15 protein-coding genes and 1 pseudogene are annotated in these 16,472 nt (G+C 31.1%); 6 read left to right on the top strand and 10 right to left on the bottom strand.

Annotated features, from left to right (window positions below; genetic code table 11):
* Both Q0857_RS09070 and Q0857_RS09065 read right to left on the bottom strand, forming a co-directional pair.
* Window positions 1–569, bottom strand: a pseudogene (locus Q0857_RS09070) (hypothetical protein); the annotation flags it as partial.
* A 42-nt stretch (window positions 570–611) separates the two neighbouring features.
* Window positions 612–1,985 carry a tyrosinase family protein gene (locus Q0857_RS09065; protein ID WP_298534083.1) on the bottom strand — a complete coding sequence of 458 codons (1,374 nt, stop codon included), beginning with the start codon at window positions 1,983–1,985 and terminating at the stop codon, window positions 612–614.
* A gap of 833 nt (window positions 1,986–2,818) precedes the next feature.
* On the opposite strand from Q0857_RS09065, the gene Q0857_RS09060 reads away from it, so the two are divergent.
* Window positions 2,819–4,012, top strand: a complete 1,194-nt coding sequence (locus tag Q0857_RS09060) for a GNAT family N-acetyltransferase (RefSeq protein WP_298534081.1) — start codon at window positions 2,819–2,821, stop codon at window positions 4,010–4,012.
* Between the two features lie 144 nt (window positions 4,013–4,156).
* Here the strand turns inward: Q0857_RS09060 and Q0857_RS09055 are convergent, their stop codons facing one another.
* On the bottom strand, window positions 4,157–4,636 hold the full coding sequence (locus Q0857_RS09055; RefSeq protein WP_298534079.1) for a winged helix-turn-helix transcriptional regulator: 480 nt from the start codon (window positions 4,634–4,636) through the stop codon (window positions 4,157–4,159).
* A gap of 79 nt (window positions 4,637–4,715) precedes the next feature.
* Window positions 4,716–5,852: a M14 metallopeptidase family protein gene (locus Q0857_RS09050; RefSeq protein WP_298534077.1), complete on the bottom strand. Its 1,137-nt coding sequence runs from the start codon at window positions 5,850–5,852 to the stop codon at window positions 4,716–4,718.
* 290 nt (window positions 5,853–6,142) lie between these two features.
* Here Q0857_RS09050 and Q0857_RS09045 point away from each other — a divergent pair, with 290 nt between their 5' ends.
* On the top strand, window positions 6,143–6,526 hold the full coding sequence (locus Q0857_RS09045) for a helix-turn-helix transcriptional regulator (RefSeq protein ID WP_298534075.1): 384 nt from the start codon (window positions 6,143–6,145) through the stop codon (window positions 6,524–6,526).
* 39 nt (window positions 6,527–6,565) lie between these two features.
* The gene (locus Q0857_RS09040; RefSeq protein WP_298534072.1) at window positions 6,566–6,934 is read left to right on the top strand and encodes a DNA topoisomerase IV; all 369 of its coding nucleotides are present in this window, start codon (window positions 6,566–6,568) and stop codon (window positions 6,932–6,934) included.
* A gap of 2 nt (window positions 6,935–6,936) precedes the next feature.
* Here Q0857_RS09040 and Q0857_RS09035 read toward each other — a convergent pair whose 3' ends face one another.
* The gene (locus Q0857_RS09035; protein WP_298534069.1) at window positions 6,937–7,437 is read right to left on the bottom strand and encodes a hydrolase; all 501 of its coding nucleotides are present in this window, start codon (window positions 7,435–7,437) and stop codon (window positions 6,937–6,939) included.
* 9 nt (window positions 7,438–7,446) lie between these two features.
* On the bottom strand, window positions 7,447–8,208 hold the full coding sequence (locus Q0857_RS09030; RefSeq protein ID WP_298534067.1) for an MBL fold metallo-hydrolase: 762 nt from the start codon (window positions 8,206–8,208) through the stop codon (window positions 7,447–7,449).
* Window positions 8,209–8,301: 93 nt separating this feature from the next.
* Here Q0857_RS09030 and Q0857_RS09025 point away from each other — a divergent pair, with 93 nt between their 5' ends.
* Window positions 8,302–9,768 (top strand): TonB-dependent receptor, encoded by a 1,467-nt coding sequence (locus tag Q0857_RS09025; RefSeq protein WP_298534065.1) that lies wholly within the window; start codon window positions 8,302–8,304, stop codon window positions 9,766–9,768.
* A gap of 60 nt (window positions 9,769–9,828) precedes the next feature.
* On the opposite strand, the gene bcp is transcribed toward Q0857_RS09025, so the two are convergent.
* Window positions 9,829–10,281 carry a thioredoxin-dependent thiol peroxidase gene (gene bcp, locus Q0857_RS09020; RefSeq protein ID WP_298534063.1) on the bottom strand — a complete coding sequence of 151 codons (453 nt, stop codon included), beginning with the start codon at window positions 10,279–10,281 and terminating at the stop codon, window positions 9,829–9,831.
* 127 nt (window positions 10,282–10,408) lie between these two features.
* Here bcp and nth point away from each other — a divergent pair, with 127 nt between their 5' ends.
* A complete protein-coding gene (gene nth / locus Q0857_RS09015) occupies window positions 10,409–11,068 on the top strand; it encodes an endonuclease III (RefSeq protein WP_298534060.1) in 660 nt (219 codons plus the stop codon).
* A gap of 26 nt (window positions 11,069–11,094) precedes the next feature.
* Here the strand turns inward: nth and Q0857_RS09010 are convergent, their stop codons facing one another.
* Both Q0857_RS09010 and Q0857_RS09005 read right to left on the bottom strand, forming a co-directional pair.
* Window positions 11,095–11,241 carry a hypothetical protein gene (locus Q0857_RS09010; RefSeq protein WP_298534058.1) on the bottom strand — a complete coding sequence of 49 codons (147 nt, stop codon included), beginning with the start codon at window positions 11,239–11,241 and terminating at the stop codon, window positions 11,095–11,097.
* 56 nt (window positions 11,242–11,297) lie between these two features.
* Window positions 11,298–11,882 carry a sigma-70 family RNA polymerase sigma factor gene (locus tag Q0857_RS09005; RefSeq protein WP_298534056.1) on the bottom strand — a complete coding sequence of 195 codons (585 nt, stop codon included), beginning with the start codon at window positions 11,880–11,882 and terminating at the stop codon, window positions 11,298–11,300.
* Window positions 11,883–12,120: 238 nt separating this feature from the next.
* Between Q0857_RS09005 and uvrA the strand changes: the two genes are divergently transcribed.
* Window positions 12,121–14,904: an excinuclease ABC subunit UvrA gene (gene uvrA, locus Q0857_RS09000; RefSeq protein ID WP_298534053.1), complete on the top strand. Its 2,784-nt coding sequence runs from the start codon at window positions 12,121–12,123 to the stop codon at window positions 14,902–14,904.
* 290 nt (window positions 14,905–15,194) lie between these two features.
* On the opposite strand, the gene Q0857_RS08995 is transcribed toward uvrA, so the two are convergent.
* A complete protein-coding gene (locus Q0857_RS08995; RefSeq protein ID WP_298534051.1) occupies window positions 15,195–16,292 on the bottom strand; it encodes a DUF3667 domain-containing protein in 1,098 nt (365 codons plus the stop codon).
* Between the last annotated feature and the right edge of the window lie 180 nt (window positions 16,293–16,472).

Below are 16,472 nucleotides of genomic sequence, written 5' to 3'. Positions count from 1 at the left end.
TGTGGGCCTTGAGGACCTTGTGGGCCTGTTAATCCTATTGGACCTTGTGGACCGGGTACTGTTGAATCTGCTCCGTCAGCCCCATCTAATCCGGCTGGACCTTGAGGACCTTCTGGACCTGGGGGACCTTCCAATCCTGTTGAATTACCACTGTTTTTAGCATATAAAGCATATGGTACACTTAATAATTGACTTCTTCCTACAATGCTATAGCTACTGCCTCCGTTTAGATCTATCTCAGATCTTATAAAATAAGTATCATCACCCCAATCAATACTTGAAAAATCATCAGACGATGCTCCATCTCCAACTTCTAACACCAACAAACCATTTTTATTTGTCGCTCTACTCTGTGTTTCAACATAAACCTCTGTCCCATTTAAACCGCCTTTAAGTATACTTATTCTAACTCCTACAAGCTGATTTGGTACTAAATCACCATCAATGTTACGAACAACAGCCTGATAACTCATTTTTTCAGGTGCTTGCCCAAAACTTGAATTCGTGAAAAGAAAAGCTAAAATGACTATTAATCCTATATGCCTAAATTTATTAGTAAATTTTTTCATGTTTGATATATCGTTATTTATCATAAATTTCGAATGCAATAATTATTTCAATTTTAGAATTTCCTTACTTAATATTAAGTCATTCGAATTTCGAATGTTTAAAAAGTATGTCCCAGGTAATAATGACTTTAAGTCAAGATTAGTGATACTATTTATATTTTGTTGAATACTCTGAACCGTATTCCCTTTGACATCAACTACATCAATTCGGCAACTAATGCATGGCTCTTTAAATTCTAAACCTAATGCATCTTTTTTATCAGGGTCTAAAATTAATTTTACATCTTCGTTAATATCTTGGTCTAAATAAACATTCTCAACAATCCTGAAATTCCATAAATACTCCTGCGCAACAAATCGAGATTGCTTTTTTCTACTCGTACTTCTTGCCGTATTAATATTATTGTCTAAATCTATTTTTGCAATAAACTGAGAACCACTTTCTGCATGGAATCCAGGTTTAAGAATGACTTCATTAACAGATTCAATCTTAGCGACTTTACCATTTGGGACGATAAAATTATTTTCGGCTTCAATTGTAAATTGGTAATAAAACACTTCCTCAGGGAGATCGTTGTTAGTAACTGAATAATCATGTAAAACAGCTAAATCATTGTCTTCGTCAGCATAAAAAACACCTAACACCTTTGAATCCACAATAGAGTTGGGATCTACATTCCAATTAATTAAATCCGGTCTTTCATACAAAAGATCTGCAGAGGTTACATTATTTGCCACTATCCAATCTTGCCATAACTTGTCTACCATAGTATGATGCAAATAAAATATAGGATCAGCTGGCGAAGTACCTGACGCCATTATACCTCCAGTCCAGATATGGCCACCTGTGTGTACACGACCTCTTTCTACTGAGTTTGAGTAATTTTGAAACGATGCTCGATCTGTATAAACAATATTTTGAACCGAATTGACTTGAGCAGTAGTCGGTAATAAACTAGTGCTGGCATTTGAACTTCTACCTAGACCCCAATTTAAATCTGTTGGATCATCAAAGCGCCCCATGAACTGTGGGTTACCACTTCCATCTTCCCATAAAGGTCCTGATTTAGATCTGTCTACCGATAAAGTCCAATTCCAAAAAGGCAAAGATATTTTTGGATTAAGAGCTTGCATGGCATGCTCCATGGTCCACATTTGATATCTGTGCCATGAAAAAAAAACGTCTAAATGATTACCAGGTTGGGGATAAGGAAGGTTAAAATGTATTTCTGTAAAATTATTCCCATGAAAAGATGCTAAATCTGCAACAATACCATCTTTTAGGGAAACGAAGGCATCAACCAGGGCATCTTTTTCGGTTTGCGTCATTTCATTATAATTTTTCCTAATACTCTGAGCATCCACATTAGCACAGGAAACAATCAAGATCAGCAATATAATTTTAATTCTATACATAGAATTGGATAATCGGTTATTATTTTTAAATACTAAGCCAAGCAATAAAAATTTATTGCTTAAAATTTTGACAAAAAAACTTTTTATTTCCCTTTACAATTAAGAATTAAATAATTCGAAATTATACAATCTAATACTCTTTCCACAAGAACTTTAACTTGGAGGGATAAAAGAATATTATCATAAAAGATACCATAAAAAATACTAAATGAACTTAGGGCTATTAATCAATCAATATTTAACTCCAAATGTAAAAAAAGAAAACTAAACAATTTTTATAAATCGTCGTAGACCTGATTTAAGTCGTTCAAACACTTATTTTGATTGTGTTTTTGAAGTTATTTGAAGCTCTAAACAGCTATTTATATATTAAGAAGACTTAAATCACTTAAAAAAATAAGATATCAACAAACACTAAAAATTTGTTTCAAATGCCAAATTCCTCTTAAATGTATTACAATAGATAAAAATCATTCAATTGCAGCTATCCTAACTTAGTAGATTCTAAGACTCAGCGAAAAACATAATAAATGAAAGCCCTATATGTTTTAATTTTAAAAAGCTAAGACTAAGAAAACCTGCTTTAATGACTCAATACCCCGTAACTTTTAATAGCTGAATCTAATTAAATGACAATTATCATTTTACTAATTTTCCTTTATTAATAATTTTACGTCATAGGACATAATCAACAAAAAACACAATTATTAAAATCTATTTAATCACATTAGTCAACATTAGTTAATTAATTGTATATGATTCAATTAAGTAAAATTCTATTCAATCTAACCGTGTTTAGTAGAAATTGCAACTTAAAAAGTTAACAATCAAATATGAGCATCATTAAAAAAGAAAATTTCTATAAAACATTAGAAGAAGAACAACGTATTCTATCCTGCTATACCAAATTAACCTTTAAAAGAAACAACAGCCTGTTTTACAGTCAATTAGAAAGCCAAGACAACAAAAACAAACAAACTGTTTCAGTTTCACTATTTCCGTCTTACCTAAGTCCTGATTTTACATCTAAAAAAAACACAACCATCATAAAGGTGCCTCAAAAAAAAATTCATGGTTTTGCAATAATGCTAAAAAAAAACATTGAAATTGTTGATTTTTTAAAACTTAATTACAAAAAGAAATTCATTCAAAATACGACTAGGTATTTAAATAGATTTCAAAACTGCTTATCTCCCGTTTATAAATTGTATTTTGGTGAGATTAGACATGATGAGTATAATTATTTAATGAGTAAGCTCAAAAAAATGATAGAAACACGCTTTAGTCAAAGAGGTGTGGTCTCACAAAACATACAAAGCTGGGAATATTACTTAAAAAGATCTTACGACCTTATAAAATCGAAACGCGCTTCGCTGTTTGTAATTTATGTTAACAAAGACCCGGTTCAAATTACACTTAATCACCATTTTAAAAAAAAATTATTCGTAACAATCACTTCATTTGACATAAAATATTCAAAATTCAGTCTTGGTAATATATCGATCTATAAAACTCTTGAATGGTGTCTAAAAAATGAATACGATTTACTTGATATGGCTTACGGAGAACTACCCTATAAAAAAGCTTGGAGTAATTGCATTTATAATTTTGAGCACCACATTTTATATCAAAAAAACAACATTAAATCTCTGCTCAAAGCAAAAATCGAACAAGGCATTTTAACAATTAAAAACAATTTAAAAGCATTTAACTTAGATTATTATTTTGACAAACGTTATAAAAAAAACAAAAACCCATATGTAAAGTGCAACAATTACATTACAAGTTTAGAACCCCAATTCTTATTAACCAATGAATTTAAACTAACAGAGTTTAGAAACGAAAAATACACATGTATTAAAGAAGAAATACTAAATTTTTTATACACTTCAAAAGAGAAACTCGCTAAATTGAAAATTTACAAAAATAAAGCAGAAACCAATTATTTGGTAATAGGCAATACTGGTATCAAAAAAATATGTATTCAATGCAAAAATATTGATAAGAAAAACTGTCCATATAAATAGTGTTCGATTCTTAACTTTTTTTTAACGCTTTTATTCAGTCTATATTTTACAAGTCTGCTTAAAAAAGAATTTATATACAAAATAATCATAAAAAAAACCTTAACCCATATTTGTTAAGGTTTTTTATTAAAACTTTTACGATTTCTACATCTCATTAAAAATGGAGTGCATCAACCGTTTTTTATCGTTGATACTCTCTTCCAGCGAAATCATGGTTTCTGTTCTGTAAACCCCCTCAATATCATCTAGTAAAAAGATAACCTCTTTTGCATGCTCTGTACTTCTAGCTCTAATTTTACAGAAAATATTAAACTTCCCTGTAGTTATATGAGCAACTGTAACATAAGCTATCTCGTTTATGCGCTCAAGAACAAATTTAGTCTGAGAGGTATTATTCAAATAGACACCAACATATGCAATAAACGAATACCCCAATTTCTTATAATCTAGCATCAGTGAAGATCCTCTTATAATTCCCGATTCCTCCATTTTTTTAACACGTACATGCACAGTACCTGCCGATATCAACAATTTTTTGGCAATGTCCGTAAATGGTATTCTTGTGTTATCGATTAACATATCTAAAATTTGATGATCGATTTCGTCTAATTTAATTTTCCCCATAATTAACTATTCTTAAGTATTAAGCAAAATTAATACATTTTCACTAAAAAAACCTCATAATCCATATGCTTTATTTCGATTATAACAAGATCTTATCATTATTTAATATTACGAAAACGTTTTCGTTATTAACTTTCAATAAACCACCATCCTCTCCAAATACCTCACTCCCATTTGCATCAATTTCTTTATGCCCATAAAATCCTTTAAGAGTTTCTGTTTTAAGAACTTTTGGAATAAACTCTAGTTTATTTTTAATTAACGTTTCTTGATATTGGATACCTATATCTACAATGCGATCTTTAATTTTCGCGTTTCTAATAATAACATCAAGAAAACATTTTTCATTTTCTGGAATATCCAAATAAGGTTTATAAAAACTTCCAGAAACATCAGTATTAGCGATATAATTCAACGAAGTCAAATAAGATATGTATATTAATTCACGTGTATTTTCCCGATCATAGTCATTATGATAATGCCCAGCTTCAAAAAGAATTGTTGGTACATTTTTACTTTGAAACGTATCACCAACACAATTTATGTTAAAAGCATCATCATATACCCCAACCTGATTAGGTATAACACTTTGTAAGGTTTCATTCATAACAGCAATAACTTCCATAGCTACTTTTCGGTTATCTGTAATTGTACAAGAATCGTCTTGCGCGGGTGCTAAAAACGATACCGTGGCTGATTTATTAACTTTTCCCGCGCTAAAAATGGTACGCTGTCCATGTAGGTTATAACAAAAATCTGGCTTGAAAGATTCAAAAACAGATTTTAGCACTCTACTTTCAGGTTGACTTAAATTCTGCGCATCCCTATTTAAATCAACTTCATTAGCATTTACACGAGTATAAGCCAAAGCCCCATCCGGATTCAAAATAGGAATGATATATAATGTACAAGCTTCTAAAATGTGTTTATTATTAGATTCAGCACTTATTAAGGTATTTAATAAGTCAAATAATGCCTTTGTTGTGGTCGATTCGTTTCCATGCATCTGAGACCACATTAACACCTTCTTTCTTCCGCTACCTATTTTCAGGCCATAAATAGGATGACCTAAAACCGACTTGCCTATAACATCAACATGATTTTTTTTTTTCAAACTTTCCAATAAAGGCAGTATATCTTTATGGGTTATATATCTACCAAATAGGCTCTTTTCTTTATGTTCTAAAAACAAGCCTTTAATATCTTCTATTTGCATTTTATTTATTTATGTGACAAATGTAAACATTTACTAATTTACAATTGTAAACAAGAAAATGGATAGGTTTGTTTACAATTGTATTCAAGCTAAGCTTACACTTCCTTATTGAACTTTATTAAAATTATAAAATATCAATAGTATCAATTAAAACACTATATATCAATTAATAAAGTTTAATTATGTCAACTTTAAGTTTAAATAAAACTATTAATTGTAAGTAAATCATTTTAATTCTATTCACATTATTGTTACATTTGTAACACCAAAAGATCTTCACCCCTAGAACAATGATAAACACAGATGATTTTATAAAAAGACTACAAAAGGTTATTGACTATTACGGAGAATCAGCCTCTTCTTTTGCTGAAAAAATTGGGGTTCAGCGTTCAAGTATTTCACATATATTATCTGGAAGAAACAAACCAAGTTTAGACTTTATTTTGAAAGTTCTTGCTGCTTTCCCTGAAGTTGATTTGTATTGGCTTTTTAATGGGAAAGGAGAATTCCCTTCTTCGCAAAAAAAAGACGACAGCAAAACTTATAACGAATCTTTCACATCCACTCAAAAAATAATTGAAGAAAAAGTAAACATTCATCCAAAGAATGATAAAGAAATTGAGCGCATTGTAGTTTTCTACACTGATGGGACTTTTAAAAATTTCAAGAACTAAAACCCTATTTCATTACTTTTGCAAACTAATACTTAAATTATGCGTTTTTTACAATGTTTATTATGCCTTTTATTACTTAATTGCTACGAACCTTCAAGAGAGTGCAAAAATTTCAGGACTGGCAAATTTTACAGCGAAACTACGATCAATGGAGAAGTTGTTAAATCAACATTCGAAAGAAGCGAAACACTTCAAATTGAAAGCTACAACAACAAAATAGACTCTTCTAAATTAAGATGGATTAATGATTGTGAAGTTATCTTCAAAACCATAAATCCAAAAAATATGGCAGAAGAAAAAGATATTCATTTAAAAATATTAGCCACTACAGATTCGTCATACATATACGAATACTCATATGTAGGAGAAACAAAAAAACAAAAAGGACTCGCCTATAGAAGCCATTGAAACTAATCAAAAGGATACAAAAAATATTCTACCAAATTAAATTTCAATTCACTGCCTTTAGTTATTTCATAAGTTAAAAAAATCTCTCCCCAATATTCACCATCTGAAAAATCAGCAATAATCCATTTATGATTTAGCAGTTTTACGGTGTTAATCATCATTTTTCTTCCTTCACTAGCCCCATAAGGAATTATAGGATGCTCTCCTTTTACCTCATTTAGTTTATAAAGTTCATCTTTTATATAGGGAATTAACTCATCTACCTTATAGCCTTCATCTTCGAAATAACTAATCGCATCTTCGTTTCTATCCAAATTAAAATGTGAAACTTCTAAGAAATCATTTTGTAATACTTTGACTGAATCTTTATACGTCTCAAGTTGAGATTTACAAACCCCTAACTTGTTATCCATATCTTCAAATACTCGTTTCGCATTTACATATTGAAACAGCACCAGTAATATTGAAAAGACGAATAAATACATGAAAATTCTTTGTTTCATAATTTTGTTTTAAATTGTTATTCGAAGATTATCATAAGCCAAAAACACATTTTCAGGAAGTGTCTTTTCAACATCATCATGAAACCCAAGTAAATGGCTAATATGTGTTAAATATGCTTTTTCGGGCTTTATTAGCTCAATAAATTCAAGAGCTTCTTTTAAATTAAAGTGTGACCTATGCGGTTCAATCCTTAGCGCATTAACAACTAAAACCCTTACTCCTGACAACTTATTTATTTCTCTGGTTTTCAAGGTCTTCATATCGGTTAAATAAGCAAAGTCTTTAAATCTATACCCAAAAACTTGCAATTTATCATGTTTTCCGTTTATAGGAAAAACATCTAGATTTTTTAGCTTAAAGGACTTATTCCTAACCCTATTAATATTTACAGTAGGAGCACCCGGATATTTATTTTCTAAAGCAAATATATAGTCAAATCGTTTTTTTAACGACTTAAGTACACGTTTATGAGCATAAATTGAAATATCTCCTTGTCTAAAATAAAAAGGTCTAATATCATCTAAACCTAAAACATGATCTGAATGCTCATGTGTAAAAATAATGCCATCAATTCGCTTACAATTTGCCCGAAGCATTTGATATCTAAAGTCTGGCCCACAATCAATTACATAGGTATAACCATCCCATTCCACCAATACCGAAACACGCAACCTCTTATCTTTAACATTGTTGCTAAGACAAACAGGATGATCACTCCCAATAATAGGGATTCCTTGCGACGTACCTGTACCAAGAAAGGTTATTTTCACAATTCCGTAATTTTCGTTCAAAAGTAAGCTTATTTTTTCGTTTGATATAGTTATTTAATATCTTTACTTTTTATTGAATTTAACCTGACACGTATGGAAATTACTATAAAGGGAGATAAGGATTTTAATGATATTCCATCTTTAAAATCAAAAGCACTTCGGATAAATTTAAACGAGAATATTTACGGAACATTTGCCGAAATCGGAGCAGGTCAGGAAACTTGTAGACACTTTTTTAGAGCCGGAGGAGCATCAGGAACAATCGCAAAAGCTATGTCTGCATATGACAAAGATTTTAGTGATGCAATTTATGGAGCTGAAGACGACGGTAGATATGTTACAGAAGCTCGTTTGAGGAAAATGCTGACTCATGAGATGGATTTAATGGAAAATCGATTGACTCGTGAAAAAAACCCGAACAAAATATTTTTTACATATGCCAATACTGTGGCGACCATAGATTTTGCTAAGCAATTTAAAGGTCATGGCTGGGTTGGTATTAAATATCAAATAGACGCTAAAAGTGATTACAATGAGATTATTTTACATTTGCGTTTTAAAGAAACAGATGCAAGACTTCAACAAGAAACCTTAGGTATTCTTGGTACAAACTTAATTTATGGTGCATTTTACAAGTACAACGAACCCAAAAAATTACTTCGTTATCTATATGACCATTTAGACAAAGATCAAGTTGAAATTGATACAATAAATTTTTCAGGTCCCGTATTCAAAAACATCGACAATAGATTGATGAGTTTGCAACTTGTTAAAAATGGGATGACAGATGCCGTCATGTTTGGTCCTGACGGCACCAATGTCCTGCCAGCCAAAGTGTTCTATAAAAAAAACATACTTGCCCTTCGAGGTAGTTTTAGACCGGTAACAAAAGTAAATATGGAAATGTATGAGAAATCATACAATATGTTTATTAAAGAAAATAAAGTTGATGAAGAAAAAACTGTTGTTGTCTTTGAAATAACACTTTCAAACTTAAGAGCCGAAGGTAAGATTGACGAACAAGACTTTATTGATAGAGCAGATTTACTTTGCGCATTAGGGCAATCTGTTATGATTTCAAATTTTCAAGAGTATTTTAAAGTCGTAGAATACTTTTCTAATTACACTAAGGCTAGAATGGGATTAGCCATGGGAGTTAGCAACCTAGTTGATATTTTTGATGAAAAATACTATCGTCATATCAGCGGAGGCATACTTGAAGCATTCGGCAAGCTTTTCTTTAAAGATTTAAAGGTCTACCTATACCCTATGAAAGATCCTGAAACCGGAGAATTGATAACTAGTGAAAACCTTAAGGTTTATCCAAGAATGAAAGAATTATACAAGTTTTTTAAATACAACGGAAAGGTTATTGATATAGATGATTATGATGAAAGCATAATGAATATATTCTCGCGAGAAATATTAAGAATGATTACTGATGGAGAAAGAGGTTGGGAAGAAATGATTCCGGAAGGAACTGCAGAATTAATAAAAGACTATCGTTTATTTGGTTATAGCAGAAAACCGTTAACACTCAGCAGAAAAAGAAAAAAGTAACAATCATTCTTTTCTAATTAAAAAAAAAGTGATCATTTAGGAATGATCACTTTTTTTTATTTATGCCAATATTTGATTCGCATGATCTTTAGTTTTCACCTTCTCTATAACACGATCAATAACACCTTTTTCATTAATTAAAAACGTCATACGGTGTATCCCATCATATTCTCTACCCATAAACTTCTTCGGCCCCCAAACACCAAATGTATTAATAACTGATTTATCTTCATCAGCCAACAAAGGAAATGGGAATTCATATTTATTTTTAAAATTTGTTTGTCTTTTTTCAGAATCAGCACTTACCCCTAATAGCTCGTAACCTTGAGCTTGCAGCTCTTTGTAATTATCTCTTAAATTACAAGCTTCAACTGTACAACCGGGTGTGCTTGCTTTTGGATAGAAAAAAACTATTAGCTTTTTACCTTTATAATCACTCAATGAAATTATATTTCCTTGATCATCTTTTGCTGTAAAATTAGGCACAACATCACCTTGTTTTAACGTATTCATTTAGAATTGTAATTTTATAAGCTGTTCAAATGTAATTCGCTTAACAATAATTTTCAGCACTATAAAAAATTATTAGCTATGCTCATTTCATAGTATTAACTTTGATTTCTTTACAAAAATACAATTTATGACTAAGAAAGAGAAGGTACAGTTCATTATAACTACCTTAAATAAATTATACCCAGAAATCCCCATACCTCTTGACCATAAAGACCCTTATACCTTATTAATTGCCGTTTTAATGTCTGCTCAAAGTACAGATGTAAGAGTAAATCAAATTACACCATTACTATTTGAGCAAGCAGATAATCCATATGATATGATAAAGCTTACTGTTGATGATATAAGAGAGATAATAAAACCTGTAGGTCTGTCACCGATGAAAAGCAAAGGTATACATGGTTTGTCAAAAATTCTAATAGAAAAACACAATGGCAAAGTACCACAAAGCTTTGAGCATCTGGAAGAACTTCCAGCTGTTGGACACAAAACTGCAAGTGTAGTTATGTCTCAAGCTTTTGGTGTTCCCGCATTTCCCGTAGACACTCACATTCATAGATTAATGTATAGATGGAATTTAAGCAGCGGCAAAAACGTAACGCAAACAGAAAAGGACGCCAAACGATTGTTTCCAAAAGAACTTTGGAATGAATTGCACCTTCAAATTATTTGGTATGGCAGACAATATTCCCCCGCAAGAGGCTGGGATTTAGAAAAAGATATTATAACTAAAACCGTAGGAAGGCAATCTGTATTAAGTAACTATATTAAACTAAAAAAGTCCTAATATAGCTATATTAGGACTTTTAAAACTCAATTTAGAAGTGCTTCAAACTTCAATTTATTACTACTTATAACACTTAAAGCCTTAGAATAATTTAGAAGAAATTTAACCGTTTCTTCTTTCGGTGATAAATCATCTATTTCACGAATAGAATTTTCAGAGTAAATTTTTGCCATTTTTTCAATTTAAGGATTACTTAAACGAATAACGTGGCAAAACTTAGTTTATTGCATTAGTTGGTTAAAACAATATTATGCTTATCAATAATCTTACGAAGATTTATTAAAGCATACCGCATTCTACCCAAAGCAGTATTAATACTAACGCCAGTTCTATCAGATATCTCCTTAAAGCTCATGTCGTTATAAATGCGCATTAAAAGCACCTCTTTTTGATCTTCAGGAAGCTCGTCAACCAAGCGTCTCACGTCATTTTCAACCTGCTCTTTAATAATCGTTTTTTCAGCATTCAAACTCGTATCACTCAGTACTGAAAATATACTAAACTCACCTGTATTATCAAACTTAGGCATTCTGTTATTCTTTCTAAAAAAATCTATAACAAGATTATGTGAAATACGCATTACCCAAGGCAGGAACTTGCCTTCTTCATTATACGCACCTCTTTTTAATGTACGAATAACTTTTATAAAAGTGTCTTGAAAAATATCTTCAGCGACATCCCTATCATAAACTTTAGAATAAATAAAACTATAAATTTTTTGCTTGTGCCTTACAACAAGCGTTTCTAAAGCACTTTCATCACCGTTGATGTAGTTACTTACCAGTACAGAGTCTGTATTAAGTTCGTGTTGCATAATAATTACTTTTAGCGCATAGAAGAAAAGGGCTTCTTTGCTTGGGGTTACATGTTTAAAAGTAATATTATACTATAGGCGAAGTTTATTTTATTGTTTATATATGCTCAAATATAGCAACAATCATTCCTAAAAAGAAAGAATTTAAAGCTTTTTTTAATTATTTATTGAATTATAATCAATTTTATCGGCTCAAATACTTATAGTATCTTTGCAAAATTATCTGCCATAAAAGCCTATGAATACTAGTATTTCAGAAATTAACCCAAAAGAAAACATCATTATAAAAGGGGCAAAATTGCATAACCTGAAAAATATTGATGTTATTATTCCAAGAAACAAACTAGTTGTGATTACAGGTTTATCTGGTTCGGGAAAATCAAGTTTAGCCTTTGACACCTTATATGCTGAAGGACAAAGACGATACGTTGAAAGTCTTTCTAGTTATGCAAGGCAGTTTTTAGGCAGACTTAATAAGCCAAAAGTAGATTATATAAAAGGTATTGCCCCTGCAATTGCCATAGAGCAAAAAGTAAACTCCACCAATCCAAGATCTACAGTCGGTACAACCACTGAGATTTACGACTACCTAAAGTTACTGTTTGCTCGAATTGGAAAAACATATTCTCCCGTTTCTGGTTTAGAAGTTAAAAAAAACACGGTTTCAGATGTTATAAATCATATTAAAACCTTTCCCGATAGAGAAAAATTACTTCTTCTTGCTCCTATTCACCTTGAAGAAGGCAGATCTATTAAAGATAAACTTAAAGCTTTACAACAACAGGGGTACTCTAGAATAAAAAGTAAAAACAAGGTTATAAGAATTGACGAATTCGAACTTACTTCAAAAAAAGAGCCTATTCTGTTAGTTGTTGACAGAATTATCACAAAAGACGAAGAAGACTTTTATAACCGATTAGCTGATGCTGTACAAACTGCATTTTTCGAAGGTAAAGGCAATTGTATCATTGAAACTGTAAAAGATAATAATCAGCAATCATTTAGTAATAAATTTGAGTTAGACGGTATTCATTTTTTAGAACCCAACGTTCACTTATTTAGTTTTAATAATCCTTATGGCGCCTGTCCAAAATGTGAGGGATATGGTGATATTATTGGAATTGACGAAGACTTAGTTATACCAAACACAGGGCTTTCAATATATGAAAGCGCCATTTTTCCTTGGCGCGGTGAGAGCATGAGTTGGTACAAAGATCAATTAATAAATAATTCTCATAGATTCGATTTTCCAATTCACAAACCATATTTTGAACTAAGCAAAGACCAAAAAAAGTTAATCTGGACGGGAAATCAATATTTTGAAGGACTAGATGCATTTTTTGCTGAATTAGAATCCAAAGCTTATAAGATTCAAAATCGCGTTATGTTATCACGTTATCGCGGAAAAACTAAATGCCAAACTTGTGAAGGTAAACGCTTAAGAGTTGAAGCTAATTATGTGAAAATTGCTAATGCTACAATTACAGATTTGGTAGAAATGCCTTTAAATAAGCTAGCAGATTTTTTTAAAAAACTAGAATTAAGCATTAGTGATACTACAATTGCCAAACGACTATTAAAAGAAATAAATAATAGACTCGCTTTTTTAGCAAATGTTGGCTTGGACTACTTAACGCTAAATAGAAAATCAAATAGCCTATCTGGAGGTGAAAGCCAACGTATTAATCTTGCTACCTCACTAGGCAGCAGCTTAGTAGGCTCTATGTACATCCTCGATGAACCTAGTATTGGTCTTCACCCTAAAGATACCGAACGCCTCATTTCTGTTTTAAAATCTTTACGAGATTTAGGAAATACCGTAATAGTTGTTGAGCACGATGAAGATATCATGAAAGCGGCAGATAACATTATTGATATTGGACCTGAAGCTGGCACTTTTGGAGGGCACGTGGTTGCCAAGGGTACATATCATGATATTTTATCATCGGAATCATTGACTGCTCAATATTTAAACGAAAATTTAAAGATTGAAGTTCCAAAAACACGAAGAACATCAAAACATTATATTGATATTATTAGAGCTCGTGAAAACAACTTAAAAAACATTAATGTTAGATTCCCTCTAGGCATGCTAACTGTTGTGACTGGGGTCTCTGGTAGCGGCAAAAGTACACTTGTTAGAAAAATCTTGTATCCTGCACTCCAAAAAAAAATAACAGATTTTGGAGACAAGCCTGGTCAATTTACTGCATTAGAAGGCGACTTTAACAATGTAAGTCACATAGAATTTGTTGATCAAAACCCAATTGGCAGATCTTCGCGTTCAAACCCAGTAACATATATTAAGGCTTATGATGACATACGTGCGCTATACTCAAAACAAAAGCTAAGCACTATTAGATATTATCAAGCAAAACATTTTTCTTTTAATGTAGATAGTGGTCGTTGTGAGACTTGCAAAGGTGAAGGTGAAGTAACCATTGAAATGCAGTTCATGGCGGATGTACACTTAGAATGTGAAACCTGCAAAGGTAAAAGATTTAAAAAAGAAGTATTGGAAGTCAATTTTGCTGGAAAAAATATAGATGACATTTTAAGCTTTACCATTGATGACGCCATTTCTTTTTTCGAGGCTAATGAACAGACAAAAATCAAGAATAAACTTCAGCCACTTCAAGATGTTGGCTTAGGCTATGTCACTTTAGGTCAAAGTTCCTCTACCCTTTCTGGTGGTGAAGCTCAACGTATTAAACTAGCCTCTTTTTTAGGCAAAGGAAACAATAAAGAAAAAGCCCTTTTTATTTTTGATGAACCCACTACAGGTCTTCATTTTCATGATATCAAAAAACTTTTAAAATCATTTAATGCACTCATTGAAAAAGGCCATTCTATTATCGTGGTAGAACACAACTTAGAACTTATTAAATGTGCAGATTATATAATTGATTTAGGTCCTACCGGAGGAGAAAACGGAGGTAATCTTGTAGCATCTGGCACTCCTGAAGATATTATTAAGATTAAAACCTCTATAACAGGTGATTTTTTAAAAGACAAATTATAACGCCCTCTAAATAAATTGAAGTTGATGATTATAGAATATGGTCAATCCAATGTATGGCGCCAGTATTCAGTTGTGTCCCTAGATTTTGTCAGATATCCAATCTATTATATTCTGTTATAATCCTAGTACCACCTTCATCTATTTCTGGCGTTGAAATTAAATCAAATTCTAAAGTAATCCACATATTTAGCCGGAACATCACTATAGCTAAATATGATAAAAATAATGATAAACGAGTTAGTACTCATGTAGATGACACATTTTCACAGTATCAAAACAAAACTGATTATTTAATAAAACAAAAAGGCAAACACTCCCAATATTATTACTGTTAGAGGTGCTACTAAAAGCAAAAAAAGAAACGTAGTAATTGATGTTTTTAACAAGCTTCTTAACCAACCTTGCTTATAAAAATACTTTATAGAAATGAATAGATAAAAGAAAGTAGAAAATATAATTAAAACATCTAGAGCATTGGGAACATCCAAAATAAAATTCATTCCTAAAATTATACTAAAAACCGTAAAAAGAAATGAAAAGAAATAAAAACTAAACACCAAATGATGAGCGTACAAACCTCTTTTTAAAAAAAGAAGTTTTAAAATTAATGCAAAAATTGGAAGCAAAAAGAACATCGCTATAGGAATAGCATCATAAAATGCTTGAAGAATACTCCCTCCTCCTCTTGTTTTATAAAGTTTTAAAGCTTGAGCATAAAACCGTCTTTCAAAAAAACCAGCATCCTTACTCATTCCAAAATTTTCATAAATAACTTTATTTGGCGCTCCAATCTTGATAAGCGAGTCAGTACTTTTACTAAAGTCAAAATCGAATAAACTTTTATTTTTAAAATTTTCAGTATTCAATAAAGAATCCAATTCCTTTTCTGAAATATCATCACCAAAACCATACTTACTAATAATATGCTCTATTTTAATCTGCTCTAAAGAATCCTTATTTAACGCTTCATTAAGCTTAAACTTGGTAACAGAATCTTGACTGTTCAAACCTAAATTCTTATCCACCCAATTATCATCATTCATGACTTTTCCCAGTTGCGCATCTACACTACGAACCTGTTCTCGCTGAATAAAAGAAAACAAAAAGAAAAACACTACAGCAATAAACAAATACATTTGAGCTGGATGCAGATATAACAAACGTTTACCTTCTATAAATTTAGAAGCCAAATAACCAGGTTTAAACAATAAAGGCAAAAAACTTTTAAAAAAACGAGCATCAAACGAAAAATAATTACTAATTGTATTGTAAAACAAAACCTTTACTGTCAATTCATCTTTAGCTTGTTGCCCACAGTGTGGACAAAACTTAAAAGTTTTTTTAAAAAGCTTTTCACAGTTTTTACATGTTTGTTTTTTTTCTTTCATAAAATATTTTATTTAAGCAAAGTAGTTATTAAAAATAATATATTTCTAGTATCCTCATTAACCGATATGTATAATATTTGAGCTTACTTAAAATTTTTCATGAAATAAAATGAGAGAAGACAAATAAAAAAGGGCACTCTTTTCAGAGTACCCTTAAACTATAATTATCTTTTATATTTC

This window comes from uncultured Algibacter sp. (genome assembly GCF_947495925.1).
GTDB lineage: Bacteria > Bacteroidota > Bacteroidia > Flavobacteriales > Flavobacteriaceae > Algibacter_E.
The sequence above is the reverse complement of the archived record's forward strand: the minus strand, read 5'-3'. Positions and strand labels throughout refer to the sequence as shown.

Excerpts from the sequence above, each read along its gene's own strand:
- Q0857_RS09060 (WP_298534081.1), top strand. The coding sequence starts at position 2,819 with ATGAGCATCATTAAAAAAGAAAATTTCTATAAAACATTAGAAGAAGAA.
- Q0857_RS09050 (WP_298534077.1), bottom strand. The coding sequence starts at position 5,852 with ATGCAAATAGAAGATATTAAAGGCTTGTTTTTAGAACATAAAGAAAAG.
- nth (WP_298534060.1), top strand. The coding sequence starts at position 10,409 with ATGACTAAGAAAGAGAAGGTACAGTTCATTATAACTACCTTAAATAAA.
- Q0857_RS09040 (WP_298534072.1), top strand. The coding sequence starts at position 6,566 with ATGCGTTTTTTACAATGTTTATTATGCCTTTTATTACTTAATTGCTAC.
- bcp (WP_298534063.1), bottom strand. The coding sequence starts at position 10,281 with ATGAATACGTTAAAACAAGGTGATGTTGTGCCTAATTTTACAGCAAAA.
- Q0857_RS09005 (WP_298534056.1), bottom strand. The coding sequence starts at position 11,882 with ATGCAACACGAACTTAATACAGACTCTGTACTGGTAAGTAACTACATC.
- uvrA (WP_298534053.1), top strand. The coding sequence starts at position 12,121 with ATGAATACTAGTATTTCAGAAATTAACCCAAAAGAAAACATCATTATA.
- Q0857_RS09025 (WP_298534065.1), top strand. The coding sequence starts at position 8,302 with ATGGAAATTACTATAAAGGGAGATAAGGATTTTAATGATATTCCATCT.
- Q0857_RS08995 (WP_298534051.1), bottom strand. The coding sequence starts at position 16,292 with ATGAAAGAAAAAAAACAAACATGTAAAAACTGTGAAAAGCTTTTTAAA.
- Q0857_RS09065 (WP_298534083.1), bottom strand. The coding sequence starts at position 1,985 with ATGTATAGAATTAAAATTATATTGCTGATCTTGATTGTTTCCTGTGCT.
- Q0857_RS09055 (WP_298534079.1), bottom strand. The coding sequence starts at position 4,636 with ATGGGGAAAATTAAATTAGACGAAATCGATCATCAAATTTTAGATATG.
- Q0857_RS09045 (WP_298534075.1), top strand. The coding sequence starts at position 6,143 with ATGATAAACACAGATGATTTTATAAAAAGACTACAAAAGGTTATTGAC.
- Q0857_RS09035 (WP_298534069.1), bottom strand. The coding sequence starts at position 7,437 with ATGAAACAAAGAATTTTCATGTATTTATTCGTCTTTTCAATATTACTG.
- Q0857_RS09010 (WP_298534058.1), bottom strand. The coding sequence starts at position 11,241 with ATGGCAAAAATTTACTCTGAAAATTCTATTCGTGAAATAGATGATTTA.